Genomic DNA, 20,228 nt, shown 5'->3' with positions numbered 1-20,228 from the left:
GTACTATCACCAATACCCACAAAAGCTTCGTAGGCAGAAAATCTCTGACTTAAAGGTGTTAGCTCATCTGAAGCTATAACCTTTTGTTCGTTATCTTCAACAGCAAATTTAGCTCCTGTCCATTTATTTCCTTTACCATAAACTACTCGATTAAAAGATCTTAAAAACGTAGAGCTATTAATAGTACTTTCACTATTTAAAAAACTAGAATTTGAAAAAACATTAAAATTACCCAAACGCAAATTTGCAGTGAGATTATGTCTACTTCCATTAAAATTATTAGCATAATCTAAATACTCAAAATTGTAAGCTGCTGTACCTTTTTTAGCATGAGATAATTGCAGCCCAGAAGTGAACAACAATTGATTACCCAATATAAAATTGCCTTGATCGTCTCTATTATCTTCTAAATTCCAATCGCGGTTAAATTCTGCTCTGTATAAACGCTGAATGGTTCTAAAATTCTCTTGAATAAAATCAGTATCTACCAAAGCCGATAAACTCCAAAGACTATCTGCTTTTATTAAGCTTTGATTTATCTTTAACTTACCTGCAAAACCATCATTATCTCCATCATCTATACTCGAAAACAAGTTAATATCATTCTTACTACCTGCTAACTCAAAGAATATGTTTGTTTTTTCACTAGGTTGATATCGACCATTTAATACTGCAATTTGCAATCGTTCTGGCGCCACCAATTGCGTTGTTGGCTCATAATTTCCTTGCGGCACACCTCCAATTGGTGAAACATATTCAAAAATGTTAGTTACTGCATTATCATTACTTAACACGTAGTTTCCTTGGTTAGCACCTACCAAGGTAAAACGCACACTAAACAATTGGTCATCGGGATTTTGAGAAAACACAAAAACTTCTTCACCATCAATAATCTCTTTTCGGTAAAGAATTCTATTCTCAGAAAACGATTCTTCCGTAGCAGAAGGTGCCACCATCAAACTAGTATCATCACCCGCTTCAGCTAAAATTTGAGTTTGTTCAGAAGATAAGTTTTGTTGCAATGGTTGATTTTTAGCATCACTTTCAGAATAAACAGAAACATTTAAACTTAACTTGTCCGTTTTAAAGCTACTTCCACCAAACACAGTAAATCTTGAATAATTACGTTCGCTAAATTGATAATCTACCGTAATACGCATTTCGGACGTAATAGGATATGTAGAGTTGAATATAATTTCTCCTGCATTATAATCAATAATATAATCTCTATTCTCACCACGTTCTAGAGCAATACCGTTAACGTAAACTGTCTCACTACCAGAAACTATAAGTACAAACAACTCATTATTTGGACCTCTTAATTTATAAGGCCCTTGATTACCTTCTTGTGCTGTAAATTGTGTTGTGGTAAACTGCCCTCTCACCAAAGCACCCGAAGCAAAAACCGATGTTTTATCGCTAAGGTTAGCATTAACCAACAAGCCTTGTACGCGCTTAGAAAAATTAGCAAAATAACTATTGGTATTTACCAAATCAACATCACCTGCTCTTATATTCCAATCATCACTAAACAATTCAATAAATACCTGATCAAACTCATCTAAACGTTGCGAATAACCGCTTTCCTGTAAGGGAATATTAGCATCTTGTATCGACGCTCTTAGCGAAACCTTATCGCTCAACTTACCTGATATTTGCAAATCGAGTTCGCTATTTAACACCGAATTTTGGTTATTACCAATCGTCACTCCTCTAGAGATACTACCTGAAGTTGTTAAACCATCAAACGGTGTAAAGGTGTTTTGCCGTTTTGTATTACTTAGCTTGTATAAGGTTTCTATACCTGCTGATGATCTATCAACAATTACTTTATCATCGAGTTGCTTATAGACTTTGGTAATAAATTTTGGGTAACGCAAATATTCTATCTCAACAGTATCAGTAGCAATCGGTTGTATAAACTTTAAAATTGCCTTTTTGTAATCTACGGTATATAATGAAGAATCTACAAGCTTTCCTAATTTTGTCTTCACTACAAATTTTGAAGGATTAATACTCAAAGAATCTATTATAACAGAATTCTTCACAGCAACACGTTTCATTTTATAATTACTAGTATTCTCTTGAGAAAAACCCAAAAGAGCACTAAATAATAACGTAAAAAGTAGTATTGGCTTCATGTAGAATAATAACTGTTAATAACTCAAAATATTTTGACGTTAAAAGCAGCATAAAATAATAGTGTAAAAGTACAGTATTATTTAATTTTGGTTGCCGACATATTAAACGTTACAATTAACTTTAATTATTAAGTTTTTTTTAATTAGATGAAGTGATGTCAACTCCTTATAAAATATTAAATTAAAAGAGACTTCCGCTTTCGCGGAAGATAAATATGAAAATAGTATCATACAACGTTAATGGCATTAGAGCTGCCATAAATAAAGGTTTTATAGATTGGTTAACAGCTACAGATCCAGATGTGATTTGCCTGCAAGAAATTAAAGCTATGAAAGAACAGCTCGATTTAGACCTTTTTACAGAAGCTGGTTACAGCTATAATTATTGGTTTAGTGCGCAAAAAAAAGGCTATAGTGGTGTGGCTATTTTATGTAAAAACGAACCTAATCATATTGAATATGGTACTGGAATAGAATCTATGGATTTTGAAGGTAGAAATCTAAGAGTAGATTACGATGGTGTTTCTATTATGAGTATGTATTTACCTTCGGGAACTAATGATGCAAGATTAGCACATAAGTTTGAATATATGGATCTCATCCACAACTACTTAAATAACCTTAGAAATGAAAAATCTAACTTAGTGGTTTGTGGAGACTATAATATTTGCCATGAGCCTATAGATATTCACAACCCAAAGATGAAAGGTGTCTCTGGATTTTTACCAGAAGAACGCGAATGGCTAGGTGATTTTATAGATAGTGGATTTGTGGATAGTTTTAGACATCTACATCCTGAAAAACAAGAATTTTCTTGGTGGAGCTACAGAGCAAATGCAAGAGCCAACAACAAAGGTTGGAGACTAGATTATGCTATGGTTAGCAAACCTTTACAAGAAAAAATAAAACGAAGCGTTATACTTACCGAAGCCGTTCACAGTGACCATTGCCCAATTTTATTAGAACTCAGCATCTAATTTGAAGCAGACTGTAAATAAACAATAAAACGTAACCCGAATTATAAACTTAACAACAAACGAATCTACAAAAAACATGATTAAAAAAATTTCGTTACTAGCACTTACATTAATCACATTATCATCTTGTGTTTCTAAAAAAATCTATACCGATTTAGAAGACAAATACGCTGATCTTAAAAAAGAAAACAGAACGCTATCTGAAGATATAGAAAAGCTTTCTACTGAAAAAAACTCTTTATCTAATGACTTAAATGCAACTTCTAAGCAATACGATACAGTTCTTGAAGAGTTAAGTCAATTAAAATCAGAATTAGCTGCAACAAAAACCAATAGAGATAATTTAAAAGCCTCTTATGATGCATTAGAAAAAAATAGCTCTGCTGAAATTGCAAAAAACTCAAAAAAGAACAGAGAACTTTTAGCACAACTAGAAGCAAAAGAACAAGCTCTTGCTGCCGAAAATGAACGCTTAGAAAAATTAAAAAAAGAATTAGAAAGCCGCTCTAAACGTGTAGCAGAATTAGAAAGTGTTATTGCGGCTAAAGATGCTAACATGCGTGCATTAAAAGATGCTGTTTCTAAAGCATTAACCAATTTTGAAGGTAAAGGTTTAACCGTAGAGCAACGTAACGGAAAAGTATACGTTTCTATGGAAAATAAACTTTTATTTAAATCTGGAAGCTGGTCTGTTGGTACAGAAGGACGTAAGGCAGTACAGCAATTAGGAAGTGTTTTAGCTGAAAATCCTGATATTGCTATTTTAATTGAAGGACACACAGATAATGTTCCTTACAAAGGCAACGCACAATTGAGTGGTAATTGGGATTTATCTACTAAACGTGCTACAGCTATAGTAAATATTTTAAGAGAAAACACCTCTATTAATCCTGAAAATTTAACAGCAGCTGGTCGTGGCGAATATGCACCTGTAGCTTCTAATGATACTGCTGAAGGAAAAGCAAAAAACAGACGCATTGAAGTGATTCTAACACCTAAATTAGATGAAATTTCAAAACTGTTAAACGAAATTTAGTTATCATTTCTGCAAAAGCAGGAATTTACTATAATGAGATCCTTAAACAAGTTTAGGATGACAAAATAAAAATTTAATTAAAAAAAATCCCATTTTCGTGGAAAATGCTATGAAATACACCACACTTCCCAACACTAATATAAAAGTCAGCAAACTTTGCCTTGGCACTATGACTTGGGGCAACCAAAACACTCAAGACGAAGGTTTTGCTCAAATGGATATGGCAATAGACAATGGGATTAATTTTTTTGATACTGCAGAACTTTACCCTGTACCAGCCACAGCAGACACTTACGCTGAAACCGAGCGCATTATTGGTAATTGGTTTACAAAAACCGGCAACAGAGATAAAGTGATTTTAGCTTCAAAAATTGCAGGACCTGGAGACTACACAGCTCATATTAGAACCACAGGTTTTAGTAAAACTGCACTTAACGAAGCTGTTGATGATAGCTTAAAACGATTACAAACCGATTACATTGACCTGTACCAATTACATTGGCCAGAACGCCAAACCAATGTTTTTGACATACGCGATTATACACATATTACAAACGACCCTTGGCAAGATAATTTTAATGAAATTCTTCATAACCTTGATGAAATTATTAAGTCTGGAAAAATAAGGCACATTGGAATTTCTAATGAAGGGGCCTGGGGAACCATGCGCTATTTAGAAGAAGCTAAATACAATAATTTACCCAAAATGATTACCATTCAAAACGCGTATTCACTATTAAGTAGAACATTTGAAGGCGACTTGGCAGAAATTGCACATCGCGAAAACATTGGTTTACTAGCTTATTCTCCTATGGCTTTTGGTGTGTTGTCTGGCAAATACATTAAAGGATCTGCTGCTGACAATGCTAGATTAAAACTATTCCCAAGATTTGCTCGTTACAGTGGTGAACAAGCTACAGAAGCTACAAAACGTTATTTAAAAATTGCTGAAGAGAATAATATGTCTCTTGCTCAAATGGCATTAGCTTTTGTGAATGAAAGGTCTTTTGTAACAAGTTCCATTATTGGCGCAACTAACTTAGAACAACTTAAAGAAAATATTAACAGCATTAATATTTCTCTATCTGATGATGTCTTAAAAGCTATTAATGAGGTTCATGCTGAGATACCAAATCCTGCACCTTAGTTTCTAAATTAACTATGAATGTATAATAAATCTGCCTTCTTTCTGAGAATCTTAAGAAGATAGATTTTTTTAATTAATCACAAACTATTCTACTCAAAACCAAAGGTGAGTCCTCTGAGTCAAAACTCAAAATAGAATCATCATCATCAAAATAAACCAATAGGCTATTGTCGTCAAAGGCAATTTCGCAATCTACAAATGTTAATCCGCTTACAATAACAAGACTATTCCCTTCAATGGTGTAAGTTCCTCCATGTGCTACAGGTCCTCCACCACCACAACCGTTATTGCAAGTATCTATATCCGAAGAACTAAATTGACCTTCAGAACCAAAACTCCATCCATAATCACAATCTAAATTAGGAGTCGTATTTCTTAAGCTCCATTCACCAACAATTAACTCAGAAAAATCAGAATCAGAATCATTTGAATCATCATCATTTTTACAATTAAACAACAATGATGATACTACCAGTATTAAAAAGATTTTTTTCATTTTGAATCTATTAAATTTCTATTGCATCGTAATTTTATAATAATGTCATCAAAAAAATCTATTATTATTTATTTTTCGACATTATAATAGTGTTAATTCCTTATCTAATCCTTAGGTTTTTTCTACCTTTGCCGATCGCTTATAAATAAGCATCATTTAAGTATAATATTTAGTTTCAATTAATACCTTATGGGCTATCTCTAAGGTTGCTACGCTATCATGTTCAAACTATTAACAACAGGATTTTGGGAAGCTATTGCCAGAATAATTCTTCGTAATAAGATCTTTATTCTTATCGCTATTGTTTCGGCTACAGTATTTTTTAGCATGCAATGGAATCATATGCGCTTCACTTATACAGAAGCTAATATGTTGCCAGATGAACACGAAGTAAATATTACTTATAATAATTTCCTAAAAGTCTTTGGTGAAGAAGGTAATCTCATTGTTCTTGGTGTAAAAGATTCTAGTCTTTTTTCAGTTAAGCAACTTAACGCTTGGAATAAACTTGCTGATTCGTTTAAATCTTTTGATGAGGTAGAAACGGTTTTGTCTATTAAAGACCTTCAAAAACTAATAAAGAACACCCAAAAAGAGCAATTTGATTTAGAACCTTTTATTAAAGATTCTATAACAAGTATTGGGCAGATAAATAAGCTTCAAAACGAGTTATTTAAAAAGTATCCTTTTTATGATAACTTCTTGTTTAATGCTGAATCAAAGACAATCAGAAGTGCTATTTATTTAAAAAAGGATATTGTAAATACACCTATTCGTAAGGATTTTATTATTGATGTTTTAGAAAAAAGAATTGAAGATTTTGAAGCTAAAACCAATTTAGATGTTAGAGTATCTGGCATGCCTTATATTAGAACACTAAACTCTCAGAATATTGTTGACGAAATTCCAATATTTATTGGTGCTGCGCTATTTGTTACTTCTCTAATTTTCTTTTTATTCTTTAGGTCTTTTAGAGCCACATTTATTTCCTTAATTGTTGTGTGTATTGGTGTAATGTGGACCTTTGGTATTTTAGGATTATTGGGTTACGAAATTACAGTGCTTACTGCGCTTATTCCTCCTTTAATTATTGTTATTGGAATACCAAATTGTATTTTCTTAATAAATAAATACCAACACGAAGTTAGAGCTCACGGAAATAAAGTGAAATCGCTTCAACGTGTAATTACTAAAGTAGGCAATGCTACTTTAATGACTAACGTTACAACCGCTTCTGGTTTTGCAACTTTTATTTTAACCGAAAGTAAATTACTTAAAGAATTTGGTATTGTTGCTTCGCTTAGTATTCTAGCAATATTTATACTCTGCTTACTTATAATACCTATAATGTATACGTTTTTACCATATCCTAAAAAACGTCATTTAAAACATCTTAATAAACGATGGATTGGCGGATTTGTAGACTGGATGGAACACATGGTAAAACACAAAAAAATTACTATTTATGTTACTGCCTTTGTATTAATTATGGCAAGTATGATTGGTATAAATCAGATGAAAATTTCTGGTAGTCTAATTGAAGATATGCCAAAAGATAAGCAGTTTTTTAAAGACATTCGTTTTTTTGAAGATGAGTTTAATGGTATAATGCCATTAGAAATTATGGTAAATACCAAGCGTAAAAAAGGAGTTATGAAACTAGCTACTTTAAAACGTATTAATGAACTTGAAGAACTCATTGAAGAAACACCAGAATTATCTAAACCAATTTCTATAGTAAGCTTAGTTAAATATAGTAAGCAAGCTTACTATAATGGCAATCCAAAGTATTATCAATTACCTACAAGTCAAGAAAACAGTTTTATACTATCGTATGCTAAGAACTCTTCATCTGATGTAGATTTATTAAAAAACTTTGTTGATAGCACAGGTCAGTATGCTCGCATCACAACCTTTATGAAAGATATTGGTACTGATAAAATGGAGCGAATTCAAGAGAATATTCAAAATAAAATAGACAAGTTATTTCCAAAAGAACGTTATGAAGTTACCATGACTGGTAAAGCTTTAGTATTTCAAAAAGGAACTAATTATCTGGTAAGAAACTTAGTAATATCATTATCATTAGCCATTTTATTAATTTCATTATTTATGGCTTATTTGTTCCGTTCTTTTAGAATGATTATTGTGTCTCTTATTCCAAATTTATTGCCACTTTTAGTTACCGCTGGTTTAATGGGTTACCTTGGCGTACCAATAAAACCTTCTACCATATTAGTGTTTAGTATTGCTTTTGGTATTTCGGTAGATGACACCATACATTTCTTAGCAAAATACAGGCAAGAATTACAAGCAAACCACTGGAAAATTAGAAAATCGGTATACGCTGCTTTAAGAGAAACTGGAGTAAGTATGTTTTACACCTCAATTGTATTGTTCTTTGGCTTTTCAGTATTTACCATATCTAGCTTTGGAGGTACAGTAGCTTTAGGAGCTTTAGTATCTATTACTTTATTGTTTGCTATGCTTTCTAACTTGTTACTATTACCATCACTTCTATTATCGTTAGAACGAAATATTGCTAATAAAGAAGTATTGCGTAAACCAGCCATAGATATTATTCCTTCAGAAGATGACAATGAAGGTCCTATAAAAAACGAATAAGAACATTTATCTTAGCATTTCAAAATAAATAAAAATGACAACAAAAACTGTAGCAGAATTATTATCAGAAGATATCACTTTACAAGATGTTACTGTAAAAGGATGGGTAAGAACTTTTAGAGCAAATCGCTTTATAGCTTTAAATGATGGCTCTACTATAAATAATATTCAGTGTGTTGTAGATTTTGAAAATTTTGATGAAGCTACACTTAAACGTATTACTACAGGTGCTGCAATACATGTTACTGGAGAATTAGTTGAAAGCCAAGGCAAAGGACAATCTGTTGAAATACAAGTAAAAGAATTAGAAGTTTTAGGAGATTCTGACCCAGAAACCTATCCTATTCAACCTAAAAAGCACACGTTTGAATTCTTAAGAGAAAACGCACACTTGCGCACAAGAACTAATACTTTTAGTGCTGTAATGCGATTACGCTCTTCATTATCATTCGCTATTCATAAGTATTTTAATGAAAATGGCTTCTATTACATGCATACACCAATTATTACTGGTAGTGATGCTGAAGGTGCAGGCGAAATGTTTCGTGTAACAGGCTTAGATGCAAAAAACCCTCCTTTGACAGAAGATGGTAATGTAGATTATAAAGAAGACTTTTTTGGTAAAGAAACCAACTTAACAGTTTCAGGCCAGCTCGAAGCTGAAACTTATGCCATGTCTCTTGGCAAAGTGTATACTTTTGGACCAACATTTAGAGCTGAAAATTCTAATACCTCTCGCCATTTAGCTGAATTTTGGATGATAGAACCAGAAGTTGCTTTTATGGATTTAGCAGGCAATATGGATTTAGCCGAAGATTTTATGAAATCGGTTTTAAGTTATGTTTTAGAAAACAACAAAGAAGATTTAGAATTCTTAGACAAGCGTCTTCAAGATGAAGAAAAAAAATTGCCACAAGCGCAACGTAGTGATATGGGCTTAATTGAAAAAATTAAGTTTGTTGTAGATAACAATTTTAAACGTGTTAGCTATACTGAGGCTATTGATATTCTTAGAAACTGTAAACCAAACAAGAAGAAAAAATTTAAATATCTTATTGAAGAATGGGGAGCAGACTTACAATCTGAACATGAGCGCTTCTTAGTTGAAAAACACTTTAAATGTCCTGTAATTTTATTTGATTATCCTGCAAACATTAAAGCCTTTTACATGCGCTTAAATGAAGATGGTAAAACGGTAAGAGCTATGGATATATTATTTCCAGGTATTGGAGAAATGGTTGGTGGTTCTCAACGTGAAGAACGCTTAGATGTTCTCAAGGAAAAAATGAAAGCTTTAGATATACCAGAAGAAGAATTATGGTGGTACTTAGATTTACGTAAATACGGAACTGCTGTACATTCTGGATTTGGTTTAGGCTTTGAGCGCTTGGTTATGTTTGCAACAGGAATGAGCAATATTAGAGATGTAATACCTTACCCAAGAACACCTCAAAACGCAGAGTTTTAAGAATTTTAAACCTGCAAGGTTTCTAAAACCTTGTAGGTTTTTTTTATTATTTTTATATACAACAGAAATGTTATGTCCCTAAAACAATTTTTACAATTTAAACTATCACAAAAGCTGTCACCACAGCAGATTCAACTCATGAAGTTGATTCAATTGCCTACACAAGCTTTTGAGCAACGTTTAAAACAGGAATTGGAAGAAAATCCTGCCTTAGACACAGGAAAAGACGAATCTTCAGAAGATAGTTTTGATGAATTTGATAATTCTGTAGAAGATATAAATGATAATGATACTATTGATGCAGAAGATATTAATATAGATGAATATTTGAGTGATGATGAAATACCAGATTATCGTACTCAAGTAAACAATTATAGTTCTGATGATGAGGAAAAAAGTGTTCCTTATGCAGCAGGCACATCTTTTACACAACATTTAATTAATCAATTAAACACTTTCCGACTATCAGATCAAGAAGAAGAAATCGCCTATTTCTTAGTTGGCAGTGTAGATGAAAGCGGTTATATACGTAGATCTTTATCAGATATTACAGATGATTTAGCCTTCACACAAAATGTTTACACTTCAGAAGAAGAAGTTGAAAAAGTGCTTAAAATTGTACAACAGCTAGATCCTGCTGGTGTGGCTGCTAGAAATCTTCAAGAATGTCTAAGTATTCAATTAAACAGAAAAGAGCAAAATACTGATGTAGAATTAGCTTGTGCCATCATTGACAAAGCTTTTGAACAATTCACAAAGAAGCATTATAAAAAATTAATGCAAAAATTTAGTATCAACGAAGAGCAACTCAAAGATGCTATTGAAGAAATAGAGCGTCTTAACCCAAAACCTGGTGGTTCTTATGCTGGTAATAACAAAATTGTTGAGCATATTGTACCAGACTTTGCAATAAAAATTACCGATGGAAAATTAGAATTAACTCTAAATGGTAGAAATGCTCCAGAACTACACGTATCTAGAGAGTATAACAACATGCTTAAAGGCTACAAAGACACAAAAGAGAAGTCTAAAGCACAAAAAGATGCTGTTCTTTTTATTAAGCAAAAGTTAGATGCTGCTAAATGGTTTATAGAAGCTGTAAGACAGCGTCAGCAAACCCTTTTTGTTACTATGAGTGCTATAATGCATTATCAAAAAGAGTATTTTTTAACGGGAGATGAACGCAAACTTCGTCCTATGATTTTAAAAGATATTGCTGATGAAATTGATATGGACGTTTCTACAATATCTCGTGTTGCAAATAGCAAATATGTAGATACACCTTATGGTACAAAATTGATTAAGGAATTCTTTTCTGAATCCATGACCAATGACCAAGGTGAAGAAGTTTCTACCAGAGAAATAAAAAAGATACTTGAAACCGTAATAGATGAAGAGAACAAAAAGAAACCTTTAACTGACGAGGCACTCTCTAAAATACTAAAAGAAAAAGGGTATCCAATTGCTAGACGTACTGTTGCTAAATATAGAGAGCAATTAGATATTCCGGTGGCTAGATTGAGAAAAGAATTGTAATAAAATAACTTATTATAGATGAAAAACTTTATTTTAAAAAGCATCTCATTTGTTTTTCATCCATTGATTATGCCTTTACTTGGCGTAATCTTTTATTTTCACAAAACACCGCGTTTTATTCCAAAACCAGTGCAAAACGCAAAGATCTTTTCAATAGTTATTCTTACTATTATATTACCAATACTGCTCTTTTTTTTACTTAAAACTATAAATAAAGTCGATAGTATTTATCTTAAAAGCACTAGAGAACGATTAATTCCTTTGCTAATTAATTGTATAATAACGACGCTTATATTAATACGTGTTCTTAATCCAAATGAGATTGTTGAATTATATTATTTCTTTCTAGGCATATTATGCTCTACTCTTTCTTGTTTTATAATGGCAATTTTTAAAGTAAAGGCGAGCATACATATGATAGCAGCTTCTGGCTTCTTTATGTTTACCGTTGCTATAGGTTTACATTATAAAATAAATATTAATGGTACTATAGCCTTAATGATGATTATTATGGGTGCTATTGCAACATCTCGTTTGCACTTAAAAGCTCATACTAATGCAGAACTAATTGTTGGGCTTTTTACAGGGCTTTTCCCTCAGTTAATATTTATGAAATACTGGCTATAGTATATAGAACATTAAGCCAATCTTAAACGACTTCATGTCTATAGATTGATTATTCAACCTTGCAGAATCATCAAAAATTGAATTTAACCCATAGTATGCGTGAAAATTCCAGGTTCCGTAACCTACGCTTAATGTTAGCCCATATTGAAGCGTATTAAATTCATCTAGGTTTTTGAGTATCACATTACCTGCATCGCTCTTAAATTTAGTTGAATTATAAAAGAGATAGCCTAATTTAAATCCAGGATAAATTCTTAAAAAATTGTAGTCTGTTGCATTAGATTTTCTCCATCTAAATTCAAACGGAACTTCTAACAAATAGGTTGTAAATTTATTTTTTGAAACATTAATTTCACTTTCGTCGATAATGTTGAACACAGTCTCATTATCTACCTCAGAAATGGAAATATTTTGGTTATATGAGTTAGAAGACAAGCCCAAACCTAATCCAAAAGCAATGTTTCTGTTCTCATTTATTGGCATATCTCTAATAAACCCAAAATGAAATCCAGTAGAAAAACCACTTTGATTAACATCGCTAGGTTTTTCATTAAAAAGATTATAGGTTACAGAAAAATAAAACTGATCTTCTCTATAATTTTTATATAATTCCGTTTTATCTGTATTGTTTTCATCTTGTGAAAAACTAATACATCCCATAAAAAACATGAAAACAAAAAGGACATTCTTCATAGAGTTAAATTTACATGATTTTTTTTACTTGAAAGTTTAAAAAGATAAATGAAGTTTATGGTTTTAGGAAATAAAAAAAGGCGTTTCAAGTAAAATTGAAACGCCTTTTTTATAAAATTAAGAATACTCTATTCTACTTTTGTATTAGCAATATACATTACTTTTAATGTATTTGCTTTTCTAAGTTCTTGCTTAATATCAGATACTAAACCAGCATGTGTTTCTTTATCAATTTTAAGACCAACAACAAACTTTGGTTGTAGCTCTTCAATTAATTCTGCTTGCGCTGCCAACACACTTGGTTGAACTTCTTCTACGCTTATAATAGCATCGTTAAATTGAATTACTGGTTGATCTCCTAATTGTTTAAACTGAGCACTTGGTTTACCAGCATAAATAAAAGCTGTTCTATCTTTTTTAAGCTTCTCTACCTGATCTGCACTAGGCAATTTGTTCTCTATCATTAAAGAACTGTCTCTCATTACTGTTGCTACCATGAAAAAGAAAAGCAACATAAAAACAATATCTGGTAAGGATGCCGTTGAAATAGCCGGCAAATCTCCTTGTTTTCCTTTTTTAAATTTTGACATAATTGTTGCTTTTAATTCTTATCTGGTTCTGCTTCAGACAATTTCATAGGAAACAATTTTTTAATAGTTTCTATCTGACCATTCAATATTGTATCCTTTGTAAATTGATTCTTCTCTTTCTCCTCTAACATGGCTTGATAAACTTTATCAGTATCTCGATACTTCCTTAAATTACCATATAGACGCTTTGCTTCTCTTTCTCTTAAGAAATTATAGGCTGCTACAAGCTCGTTTTGCACATCCATGTATTGCTCGTAAGAGGTTTCTCTATCGTGTTTCATGGAAATAATTGCTTTATCAGGATGATCTGAAGATGATGCATCTCTTTTTCCTTTGCAATAATCGCAATTTTGTCCTGCTGCATTTGTTCCTCCTCCATTATCAAGAAAATCTATTGCTGCTTGTCTTAAATCTTTTATTTCCATTTGCTCTTCTTCAACAAGCAATTGGTTGTTACGATTTATAAGAACTGTAAACAGGTTTTTTTGCTTAATAATTGGCGGATCTACTTGAGAATCGTCAATAGGCGGCAAACTTCTTAATAGTCCTTTATCTTTTTCTATAGTTGTTGTAACTAGGAAGAAAATAAGTAATAAGAAGGCAATATCAGCCATTGAACCTGCATTTACTTCTGGTGCTGCTCTTTTTGCCATACCTTATTTATTTACTAATTGTTTTTTTAACTCCAGAGAAAATCATTGAAATTGCTGCAATAACAATTAATATGTAGAATGCTATTAATCCACCTCCTACTAATTTTGATTCACTCTCGGTTGCCATTTTATCTCCATATTTATATAGTCCAGAAGCGAATGATTCGTCTGGTCCATTTGAAATTACATAAGAGATAATTAATACTGCAGCAAATACACCTACACCTATTAATGTGTTTTTAAGACCAGATGTGTTTGTAAATAAGTTTTTAACTACAAAAACCACTACAAATAACAAAACCAACCCTAAAATAATGTAAGCAATGATTGCCATTGGTTCAACAATAGCAGTATCACCTGCTAAAGCCGCTGCTTTAATCTCCTCATCTCCTTCTGCTATTATTCTTCCTAGAGAAACAATACCAGCTAAGCTAAGAACTAAAGCTACTATTTTTAATATTTTATGTAACATATTTTATTTGGTCTTTATTATTTTTTGTGTCTTACTAATAAGTCCATCAAAGTAATTGATGCATCTTCCATATCATTTACAATACTATCTATCTTAGCGATAATGTAGTTGTAAAATATTTGAAGAATAATAGCCACAATAAGACCAAATACTGTTGTTAAAAGTGCTACTTTAATACCACCTGCTACTAATGAAGGCTGCATATCACCTGCTGCTTCAATTTTATCAAAGGCTTGAATCATACCAATTACTGTACCCATGAAACCAAGCATTGGTGCTAATGCGATAAATAAAGAAATCCAAGAAACGTTTTTCTCTAACTGACCCATTTGTACTCCACCATAAGCTACAACAGCTTTTTCAGCAGCATCTATATCTTCGTCTGCTCTATCTAATCCTTGGTAGAATATAGAAGCAACAGGCCCTTTTGTGTTTCTACAAACTTCTTTAGCAGCTTCAATACCACCAGAAGAAAGTGCATCTTCTACATTTTGAGTTAATTTTTTTGTATTTGTAGTAGAAAGATTTAAAAAGATAATTCTCTCAATAGCTATTGCTAAACCAAGAATTAAACATAATAATACGATACCCATAAATCCTGGTCCACCTTCAATAAAACGCTTTTTTAATTCTTGATGGAAACTCAAATCTTCTGCTGTTTCTTCTGCATCTTGAGTTATGCTTGTTACTGTTTCTGTTGTTGTAGCTAATGTAGTTGCATTGGCATTAACAGTTCCGATAGCCATTAAAAATGTTATGGCAAGGATAGAAAATAATCTTTTCATTGTTCTTAATTCTTAATTTTATTAGTTAAAGTGTTAAAGATAAAAAAAATAATGTAAAAACCGTCTAAAACCTGTGCAGAGAGGAAGGGATTCGAACCCTCGATACCCTTTTGGAGTATACACACTTTCCAGGCGTGCGCCTTCGACCACTCGGCCACCTCTCTGTAAATTTTATCAATAATTACAGTCTGCCAAATAACGAAAAAAACTTCAAACTCTAAAATTTGTATCGTTAAATTTAAGTCAATTCTCCACGTAGAGAAGTTTCGAATATTTTTTTGAATTCTAATGCCTCTATTTCCTCTCCTAAAAGGTACATTAGTTTTGTTATTGCAGCTTCTGTTGTGATGTCTTTACCAGAAATTACACCAATAGATTTTAATTGAGAACTCGTCTCATATTGCCCCATATTAACACTACCCCCTATGCATTGAGACACGTTAACAACATGTAATCCTCTAGAGATATTCCCTTTAAGTAAATCTACAAACCATGTTTCGGTATTAGCATTACCAGACCCATACGTTTCGAGCACTAAACCGTCTATGGTTTTACAATTCAAAATAGCTTCTACAAATGATTTTGATATTCCAGGAAACAGTTTTAAAATACCAATGTTAGTATTCATTTTTGTACGAACAATTAAGCGTTTATCTAGCTGCGTTCTCCACAAATATTCTTTATTAACATTAAGATGCACACCAGATTCTGCTAAATTTGGATAATTTAACGACTCAAATGCTTCAAAATGTTCTGCATTTATTTTTGTTGTTCGATTTCCTCGATATAATTTGTACTCAAAATAAAGCCCTACTTCTCTTATTACTGGCAAACCATTTTCTTGCAATGAAGCCATCTGGATTGAAGTAATTAAATTTTCTTTAGCATCTGTTCTTAAATCACCTATTGGTAATTGTGAGCCTGTAAAAATTACTGGTTTTGATAAATTTTCTAGCATAAAACTCAATGCAGATGCAGAGTAACTCATTGTATCACTACCATGAAGCACCACAAAGCCATCAAAATCTTGATAGTTATCTTTTATGATAATTGCAATATCTGCCCAATATCTGGGATTCATATTTGAAGAATCTATTGGTTCCTTAAACGAAATCGTTTCTATATTACAGTCTAATAACCGAATTTCTGGTATTCTGGTGAGAATGCTATCAAAATCAAAAGCTTTTAAAGATCCAGTATCTGCATCTTTTATCATTCCTATAGTACCACCAGTATAAATAAGTAAAATATTGGGTTTTTGCATGTTTTATATACCAAATACTTGTTTTGAATTTTCTGTTGTAACTCTAGCAATCTCTTCATTGCTAATTGCGTAAAGTTCGGATAATTTTTCTAATACTCTAGTAACATAAAAGCTTTCGTTTCGCTTTCCTCGATATGGTTTTGGTGCTAAGTAAGGAGAATCTGTTTCTAAAACGATATGTTTTAAATCTATTTGATTGATAAACTGATCTATTTTCCCATTCTTAAAAGTAACTACTCCACCTATTCCTAGTTTCATATTATACGATATGGCTCTATGTGCTTGCTCTAATGTACCAGTAAAACAATGAAAAATACCGAATAAATCTTCTGATTTTTCTTCTTCTAAAACATTAAAAATCTCATCGAATGCCTCTCTGCAATGGATAACTATTGGGAGCTTATGCTGCTTTGCTAAATTAATTTGATGTCGGAACGCTTCTATTTGAATATCTAAAGTGCTTTTATCCCAATATAAATCAATTCCAATTTCACCTACTGCATAAAACTTTCGCTTATTTAACATCTCCTCAACATGTCTTAATTCTTCTTTAAAGTTAGATTTTACATGCGTAGGATGTAAACCCATCATTAAAAAAACATGCTCTGGAAAATCTTTTTCTAGTTGAAGCATAGATGCTGTGTAAGTAGAATCTATAGCTGGTATAAAAAAACGTGAAACATCAGCTTCTAAAGCCCTTTTAATCATTTCTGCTCTATCGTCTTCAAACGCTTCGCTATATAAATGTGTATGCGTATCGGTTATAATCATTTGCCAAAAATAATTGTTTAGAATATTATATTTACACAAATTTTAAAAATGGAATCATTAAAGGACTTTCTTGTTAAGAAAGGCTACTCAAAAATTAAGCTCAAACTAACAAAAACCAATCATTTTGAAATTAAAGCAACTATTAATGGTATTAAAGGTCGTTTTATTTTAGACACTGGTGCCTCTAGTAGCTGTGTTGGTTTTGAAGCTATCGAACGATTTAACCTTAAAGTTAAAGATTCTGAAATTAAAGCGGTTGGTGCTGGCGCATCTGATATGCTAACACAAATCTCTAAGTCTAATGAGATTAAAATTGGGACTTGGAAAAAAAACAGAGTTGCTTTAATATTATTTAATCTATCTCATGTAAACAATGGACTCATTAATCATAATGCAGACCCTGTTGACGGTATAATTGGCGCTGATATTCTTAAAAAAGGAAAAGCTATAATTGATTACGAAAAAAAACATCTTTATTTAAAATTAAAAGAAATTCCGCTATCAAAATAATCTTTAGTATATTTAACTACCTAGTTGATTAATAGCCAACATGAACCCTACTATAATAATTGCAGATGACCATCCTTTGGTATTGAAAGGTCTTGAGGATTTTTTAAACGAAAACAACCATAATGTTTTAGCTAGTGCCAAAAACGGCAAAGAAGCCCTAGCTTTAATTAAAGCTCACCAGCCTGACATTGCAATTTTAGATATTAAAATGCCTTTTTATACTGGTTTGCAAATTGCTGAAAAATGTAAAGAAGCCAATTTAAAAACAAAAGTTGTTCTTATTACTTTTGAAAAGGACGAAAAAATATACAACAAAGCGCAAACATTAGGAATTTATGGTTATGTTTTAAAAGAATTCGCTTTAGACGAAATAGAAAATTGTATTGCTTCTGTAGTTAAAGACAAACCCTATTTTAGTCCAGATCTTTTAGATTTTATTGAAGTTGAAGAAAAACCCGATTTTTTAAAAAAACTCACAGAAACTGAGATAAAAATTTTAAAATTAATAGCAAAAAATAAGATTGCTAAAAAAATTGCCGAAGAATTATGTTGTTCTAAACGCACTGTAGAAAAACACAAAAGTAACATTATCAGTAAACTAGGCATTGAAAAAACAAAAAACTGTCTTCTAATTTGGGTTAAAGATCATCAAGATCACTTTTTATAAAATATACGTATTAATACGTATAGTATCGCATTATTATTATTCGCAATTTTACGCCTAGATTTAGGTTACTTTTCTAGATCATTTGTTATTAATTATAGGGTTAATAACTGAGCTATTAATTAGTTCTTAGGGGATATTTGAGCCTTGAACAATGTTCAGGGCTCATTTTATTTACAAAAACCTAAAATATACGTATTAATACGTATGGTTTGGTATTATAATTATTAAGAATTTTACAGCGCTATTAATCTAAGCCTCAGATTATATTTTAAAGCTCTGAGCTATTTTATATAGTTCAGGGCTTTTTTAAAAAACAAAACATATGGATACAGTGAAAGACAATACAACAAAAAGAGATAAAATCTTTATGATCCTACTTATCATAAGTTCTATTGTAGTCATCACAGCCAATATAGCTGTTAATTTTTTTAGTTAATTTTAGTTAGTTACTCTTGTTAAATTTATTTAGGAGTAAAAAAAGCGCAATTTTAAACAAAATTGCGCTTTTCATTTATTTAGTGATAGATGTTTTACATCTCTAAAGCTTTCTTAGGATTATTATCCATTAATAATTCTGTAGGATTTTCTAATGCTTCTTTAACAGCAACTAAGAATCCTACTGACTCTCTTCCGTCAATAATTCTATGGTCGTAAGATAATGCTACATACATAATAGGTCTAATTTCTACCTTGCCATCTATAGCTACAGGTCTTTCTACAATATTATGCATACCAAGAATACCACTTTGAGGAGGATTAATAATAGGAGTAGATAACATACTACCAAAAACACCACCATTAGAAATCGTAAAAGTTCCTCCAGTCATTTCATCAACTGTTATTTGACCATCTCTTGCTCTAATTGCCAAACGCTTAACCTCAGACTCCACTCCTCTAAACGTTAAGTTTTCAGCATTTCTAATTACTGGCACCATTAATCCTTTTGGTCCAGAAACTGCAATACTAATATCGCAAAAATCAAACGAAATCATTTCTTTACCATCTATCATAGAATTTACAGCAGGATACATCTTTAATGCTCTTACTACTGCTAAAGTAAAGAAACTCATAAAACCAAGACTCACACCATGCTTTGCTTTAAACTCTTCCTTATATTGCTTGCGTAAATTAAAAATTGGCGACATATCAACCTCATTAAAAGTGGTTAACATTGCCGTTGTATTTTTTGCTTCTACTAAACGCTCGGCAACTTTACGACGTAACATAGACATCTTACTACGAGAAGTTCCTCTATTACCTCCTGTAGGTGTCCCCATAGATGGTACCGCTTTAATAGCATCATCTTTTGTTACTCGACCATCTTTACCTGTACCTTTAATCGTACTGGCGTCAATACCCTTTTCATCTAAAATTTTTCTAGCTGCAGGACTTGGAGTTCCTGTTGCATAAGTGTCTTTAGCAGGTTCTGATTTAACCTCTTGCTTTGGCGCTTCAACTTTTTCTTCTTTTGCTGGCGCTGCCGCTGTACTCCCATCTGGCTTTTCTGCACTAGTATCTATTAAACAAACTACTTGCCCAACTGCTACTGCATCACCTTCTTCTGCTTTAAGCGTTATAGTTCCACTAGCTTCCGCAGGCAATTCTAGCGTAGCTTTATCACTATCTACTTCAGCAATGGCTTGGTCTTTTTCAACATAATCACCATCAGAAACTAACCATTCTGCAATTTCTACTTCTGTAATAGACTCGCCTGGTGAAGGCACTTTCATTTCTAAAATCATGCGTTTTAATTGTATTTAACCTATAATG

The 20,228-nt window shown here is 32.1% G+C and carries 18 protein-coding genes, 1 tRNA gene and 1 pseudogene; 9 read left to right on the top strand and 11 right to left on the bottom strand.

Annotation, left to right across the window (positions count from 1 at the left end; genetic code table 11):
• Window positions 1-2,141, bottom strand: a pseudogene (locus tag N4A42_RS11845) (hypothetical protein); the annotation flags it as partial.
• A gap of 215 nt (window positions 2,142-2,356) precedes the next feature.
• Here N4A42_RS11845 and N4A42_RS11840 point away from each other — a divergent pair.
• The 3 genes from N4A42_RS11840 (at window position 2,357) to N4A42_RS11830 (ending at window position 5,301) form a co-directional block, all read left to right on the top strand.
• Complete coding sequence (locus N4A42_RS11840; RefSeq protein ID WP_294074253.1) at window positions 2,357-3,118, top strand: exodeoxyribonuclease III; 762 nt, start codon at window positions 2,357-2,359, stop codon at window positions 3,116-3,118.
• A gap of 76 nt (window positions 3,119-3,194) precedes the next feature.
• Entirely contained in the window at window positions 3,195-4,154 is a 960-nt protein-coding gene (locus tag N4A42_RS11835; protein WP_294074251.1) for an OmpA family protein, read from the top strand.
• 109 nt (window positions 4,155-4,263) lie between these two features.
• Window positions 4,264-5,301 (top strand): aldo/keto reductase, encoded by a 1,038-nt coding sequence (locus tag N4A42_RS11830; RefSeq protein WP_294074249.1) that lies wholly within the window; start codon window positions 4,264-4,266, stop codon window positions 5,299-5,301.
• A 73-nt stretch (window positions 5,302-5,374) separates the two neighbouring features.
• Here N4A42_RS11830 and N4A42_RS11825 read toward each other — a convergent pair whose 3' ends face one another.
• A complete protein-coding gene (locus tag N4A42_RS11825) occupies window positions 5,375-5,797 on the bottom strand; it encodes a hypothetical protein (RefSeq protein ID WP_294074247.1) in 423 nt (140 codons plus the stop codon).
• A 219-nt stretch (window positions 5,798-6,016) separates the two neighbouring features.
• Here N4A42_RS11825 and N4A42_RS11820 point away from each other — a divergent pair, with 219 nt between their 5' ends.
• From N4A42_RS11820 to N4A42_RS11805, 4 genes are all read left to right on the top strand, one after another.
• Window positions 6,017-8,422: an efflux RND transporter permease subunit gene (locus tag N4A42_RS11820; protein WP_294074245.1), complete on the top strand. Its 2,406-nt coding sequence runs from the start codon at window positions 6,017-6,019 to the stop codon at window positions 8,420-8,422.
• Window positions 8,423-8,456: 34 nt separating this feature from the next.
• Complete coding sequence (asnS, locus tag N4A42_RS11815; RefSeq protein WP_294074242.1) at window positions 8,457-9,890, top strand: asparagine--tRNA ligase; 1,434 nt, start codon at window positions 8,457-8,459, stop codon at window positions 9,888-9,890.
• Window positions 9,891-9,962: 72 nt separating this feature from the next.
• Window positions 9,963-11,426 (top strand): RNA polymerase factor sigma-54, encoded by a 1,464-nt coding sequence (rpoN, locus tag N4A42_RS11810; protein WP_294074240.1) that lies wholly within the window; start codon window positions 9,963-9,965, stop codon window positions 11,424-11,426.
• Window positions 11,427-11,444: 18 nt separating this feature from the next.
• On the top strand, window positions 11,445-12,053 hold the full coding sequence (locus tag N4A42_RS11805) for a hypothetical protein (protein ID WP_294074238.1): 609 nt from the start codon (window positions 11,445-11,447) through the stop codon (window positions 12,051-12,053).
• Here the strand turns inward: N4A42_RS11805 and N4A42_RS11800 are convergent.
• The 8 genes from N4A42_RS11800 to N4A42_RS11765 all read right to left on the bottom strand — a co-directional run bounded on the left by N4A42_RS11800 (window position 12,048) and on the right by N4A42_RS11765 (window position 17,281).
• Entirely contained in the window at window positions 12,048-12,746 is a 699-nt protein-coding gene (locus N4A42_RS11800; protein ID WP_294074236.1) for a porin family protein, read from the bottom strand. The two genes, N4A42_RS11805 and N4A42_RS11800, sit on opposite strands and share 6 nt — an antisense overlap.
• A 128-nt stretch (window positions 12,747-12,874) precedes the next feature.
• Window positions 12,875-13,336, bottom strand: a complete 462-nt coding sequence (locus N4A42_RS11795) for a biopolymer transporter ExbD (RefSeq protein WP_294074234.1) — start codon at window positions 13,334-13,336, stop codon at window positions 12,875-12,877.
• 11 nt (window positions 13,337-13,347) lie between these two features.
• Entirely contained in the window at window positions 13,348-13,989 is a 642-nt protein-coding gene (locus N4A42_RS11790; protein WP_294074232.1) for a biopolymer transporter ExbD, read from the bottom strand.
• Window positions 13,990-13,996: 7 nt separating this feature from the next.
• The gene (locus N4A42_RS11785; protein WP_294074230.1) at window positions 13,997-14,461 is read right to left on the bottom strand and encodes a hypothetical protein; all 465 of its coding nucleotides are present in this window, start codon (window positions 14,459-14,461) and stop codon (window positions 13,997-13,999) included.
• Window positions 14,462-14,478: 17 nt separating this feature from the next.
• Window positions 14,479-15,246 (bottom strand): MotA/TolQ/ExbB proton channel family protein, encoded by a 768-nt coding sequence (locus N4A42_RS11780; RefSeq protein WP_294074228.1) that lies wholly within the window; start codon window positions 15,244-15,246, stop codon window positions 14,479-14,481.
• 76 nt (window positions 15,247-15,322) lie between these two features.
• Window positions 15,323-15,410: transfer RNA gene (locus N4A42_RS11775), tRNA-Ser, on the bottom strand.
• 74 nt (window positions 15,411-15,484) lie between these two features.
• Window positions 15,485-16,510, bottom strand: a complete 1,026-nt coding sequence (locus N4A42_RS11770; RefSeq protein ID WP_294074226.1) for an asparaginase — start codon at window positions 16,508-16,510, stop codon at window positions 15,485-15,487.
• A gap of 3 nt (window positions 16,511-16,513) precedes the next feature.
• A complete protein-coding gene (locus tag N4A42_RS11765) occupies window positions 16,514-17,281 on the bottom strand; it encodes a TatD family hydrolase (protein ID WP_294074224.1) in 768 nt (255 codons plus the stop codon).
• 48 nt (window positions 17,282-17,329) lie between these two features.
• On the opposite strand from N4A42_RS11765, the gene N4A42_RS11760 reads away from it, so the two are divergent.
• Complete coding sequence (locus N4A42_RS11760; protein WP_294074222.1) at window positions 17,330-17,791, top strand: retropepsin-like aspartic protease; 462 nt, start codon at window positions 17,330-17,332, stop codon at window positions 17,789-17,791.
• Window positions 17,792-17,831: 40 nt separating this feature from the next.
• The gene (locus tag N4A42_RS11755) at window positions 17,832-18,458 is read left to right on the top strand and encodes a DNA-binding response regulator (RefSeq protein WP_294074220.1); all 627 of its coding nucleotides are present in this window, start codon (window positions 17,832-17,834) and stop codon (window positions 18,456-18,458) included.
• A 530-nt stretch (window positions 18,459-18,988) separates the two neighbouring features.
• On the opposite strand, the gene odhB is transcribed toward N4A42_RS11755, so the two are convergent.
• Entirely contained in the window at window positions 18,989-20,200 is a 1,212-nt protein-coding gene (odhB, locus tag N4A42_RS11750) for a 2-oxoglutarate dehydrogenase complex dihydrolipoyllysine-residue succinyltransferase (RefSeq protein ID WP_294074218.1), read from the bottom strand.
• Between the last annotated feature and the right edge of the window lie 28 nt (window positions 20,201-20,228).

The organism is Winogradskyella sp., assembly GCF_025210595.1.
In the GTDB taxonomy this organism is placed as follows: Bacteria; Bacteroidota; Bacteroidia; order Flavobacteriales; family Flavobacteriaceae; genus Winogradskyella.
Note: the sequence above shows the minus strand (reverse complement) of the source record. Positions and strands in the feature narration are given on the sequence as shown.

Excerpts from the sequence above, each read along its gene's own strand:
- N4A42_RS11830 (WP_294074249.1), top strand. The coding sequence starts at position 4,264 with ATGAAATACACCACACTTCCCAACACTAATATAAAAGTCAGCAAACTT.
- N4A42_RS11785 (WP_294074230.1), bottom strand. The coding sequence starts at position 14,461 with ATGTTACATAAAATATTAAAAATAGTAGCTTTAGTTCTTAGCTTAGCT.
- N4A42_RS11765 (WP_294074224.1), bottom strand. The coding sequence starts at position 17,281 with ATGATTATAACCGATACGCATACACATTTATATAGCGAAGCGTTTGAA.
- N4A42_RS11825 (WP_294074247.1), bottom strand. The coding sequence starts at position 5,797 with ATGAAAAAAATCTTTTTAATACTGGTAGTATCATCATTGTTGTTTAAT.
- N4A42_RS11780 (WP_294074228.1), bottom strand. The coding sequence starts at position 15,246 with ATGAAAAGATTATTTTCTATCCTTGCCATAACATTTTTAATGGCTATC.
- N4A42_RS11820 (WP_294074245.1), top strand. The coding sequence starts at position 6,017 with ATGTTCAAACTATTAACAACAGGATTTTGGGAAGCTATTGCCAGAATA.
- N4A42_RS11800 (WP_294074236.1), bottom strand. The coding sequence starts at position 12,746 with ATGAAGAATGTCCTTTTTGTTTTCATGTTTTTTATGGGATGTATTAGT.
- N4A42_RS11805 (WP_294074238.1), top strand. The coding sequence starts at position 11,445 with ATGAAAAACTTTATTTTAAAAAGCATCTCATTTGTTTTTCATCCATTG.
- N4A42_RS11835 (WP_294074251.1), top strand. The coding sequence starts at position 3,195 with ATGATTAAAAAAATTTCGTTACTAGCACTTACATTAATCACATTATCA.
- N4A42_RS11790 (WP_294074232.1), bottom strand. The coding sequence starts at position 13,989 with ATGGCAAAAAGAGCAGCACCAGAAGTAAATGCAGGTTCAATGGCTGAT.
- N4A42_RS11840 (WP_294074253.1), top strand. The coding sequence starts at position 2,357 with ATGAAAATAGTATCATACAACGTTAATGGCATTAGAGCTGCCATAAAT.
- asnS (WP_294074242.1), top strand. The coding sequence starts at position 8,457 with ATGACAACAAAAACTGTAGCAGAATTATTATCAGAAGATATCACTTTA.
- N4A42_RS11770 (WP_294074226.1), bottom strand. The coding sequence starts at position 16,510 with ATGCAAAAACCCAATATTTTACTTATTTATACTGGTGGTACTATAGGA.
- N4A42_RS11760 (WP_294074222.1), top strand. The coding sequence starts at position 17,330 with ATGGAATCATTAAAGGACTTTCTTGTTAAGAAAGGCTACTCAAAAATT.
- rpoN (WP_294074240.1), top strand. The coding sequence starts at position 9,963 with ATGTCCCTAAAACAATTTTTACAATTTAAACTATCACAAAAGCTGTCA.
- odhB (WP_294074218.1), bottom strand. The coding sequence starts at position 20,200 with ATGATTTTAGAAATGAAAGTGCCTTCACCAGGCGAGTCTATTACAGAA.
- N4A42_RS11795 (WP_294074234.1), bottom strand. The coding sequence starts at position 13,336 with ATGTCAAAATTTAAAAAAGGAAAACAAGGAGATTTGCCGGCTATTTCA.
- N4A42_RS11755 (WP_294074220.1), top strand. The coding sequence starts at position 17,832 with ATGAACCCTACTATAATAATTGCAGATGACCATCCTTTGGTATTGAAA.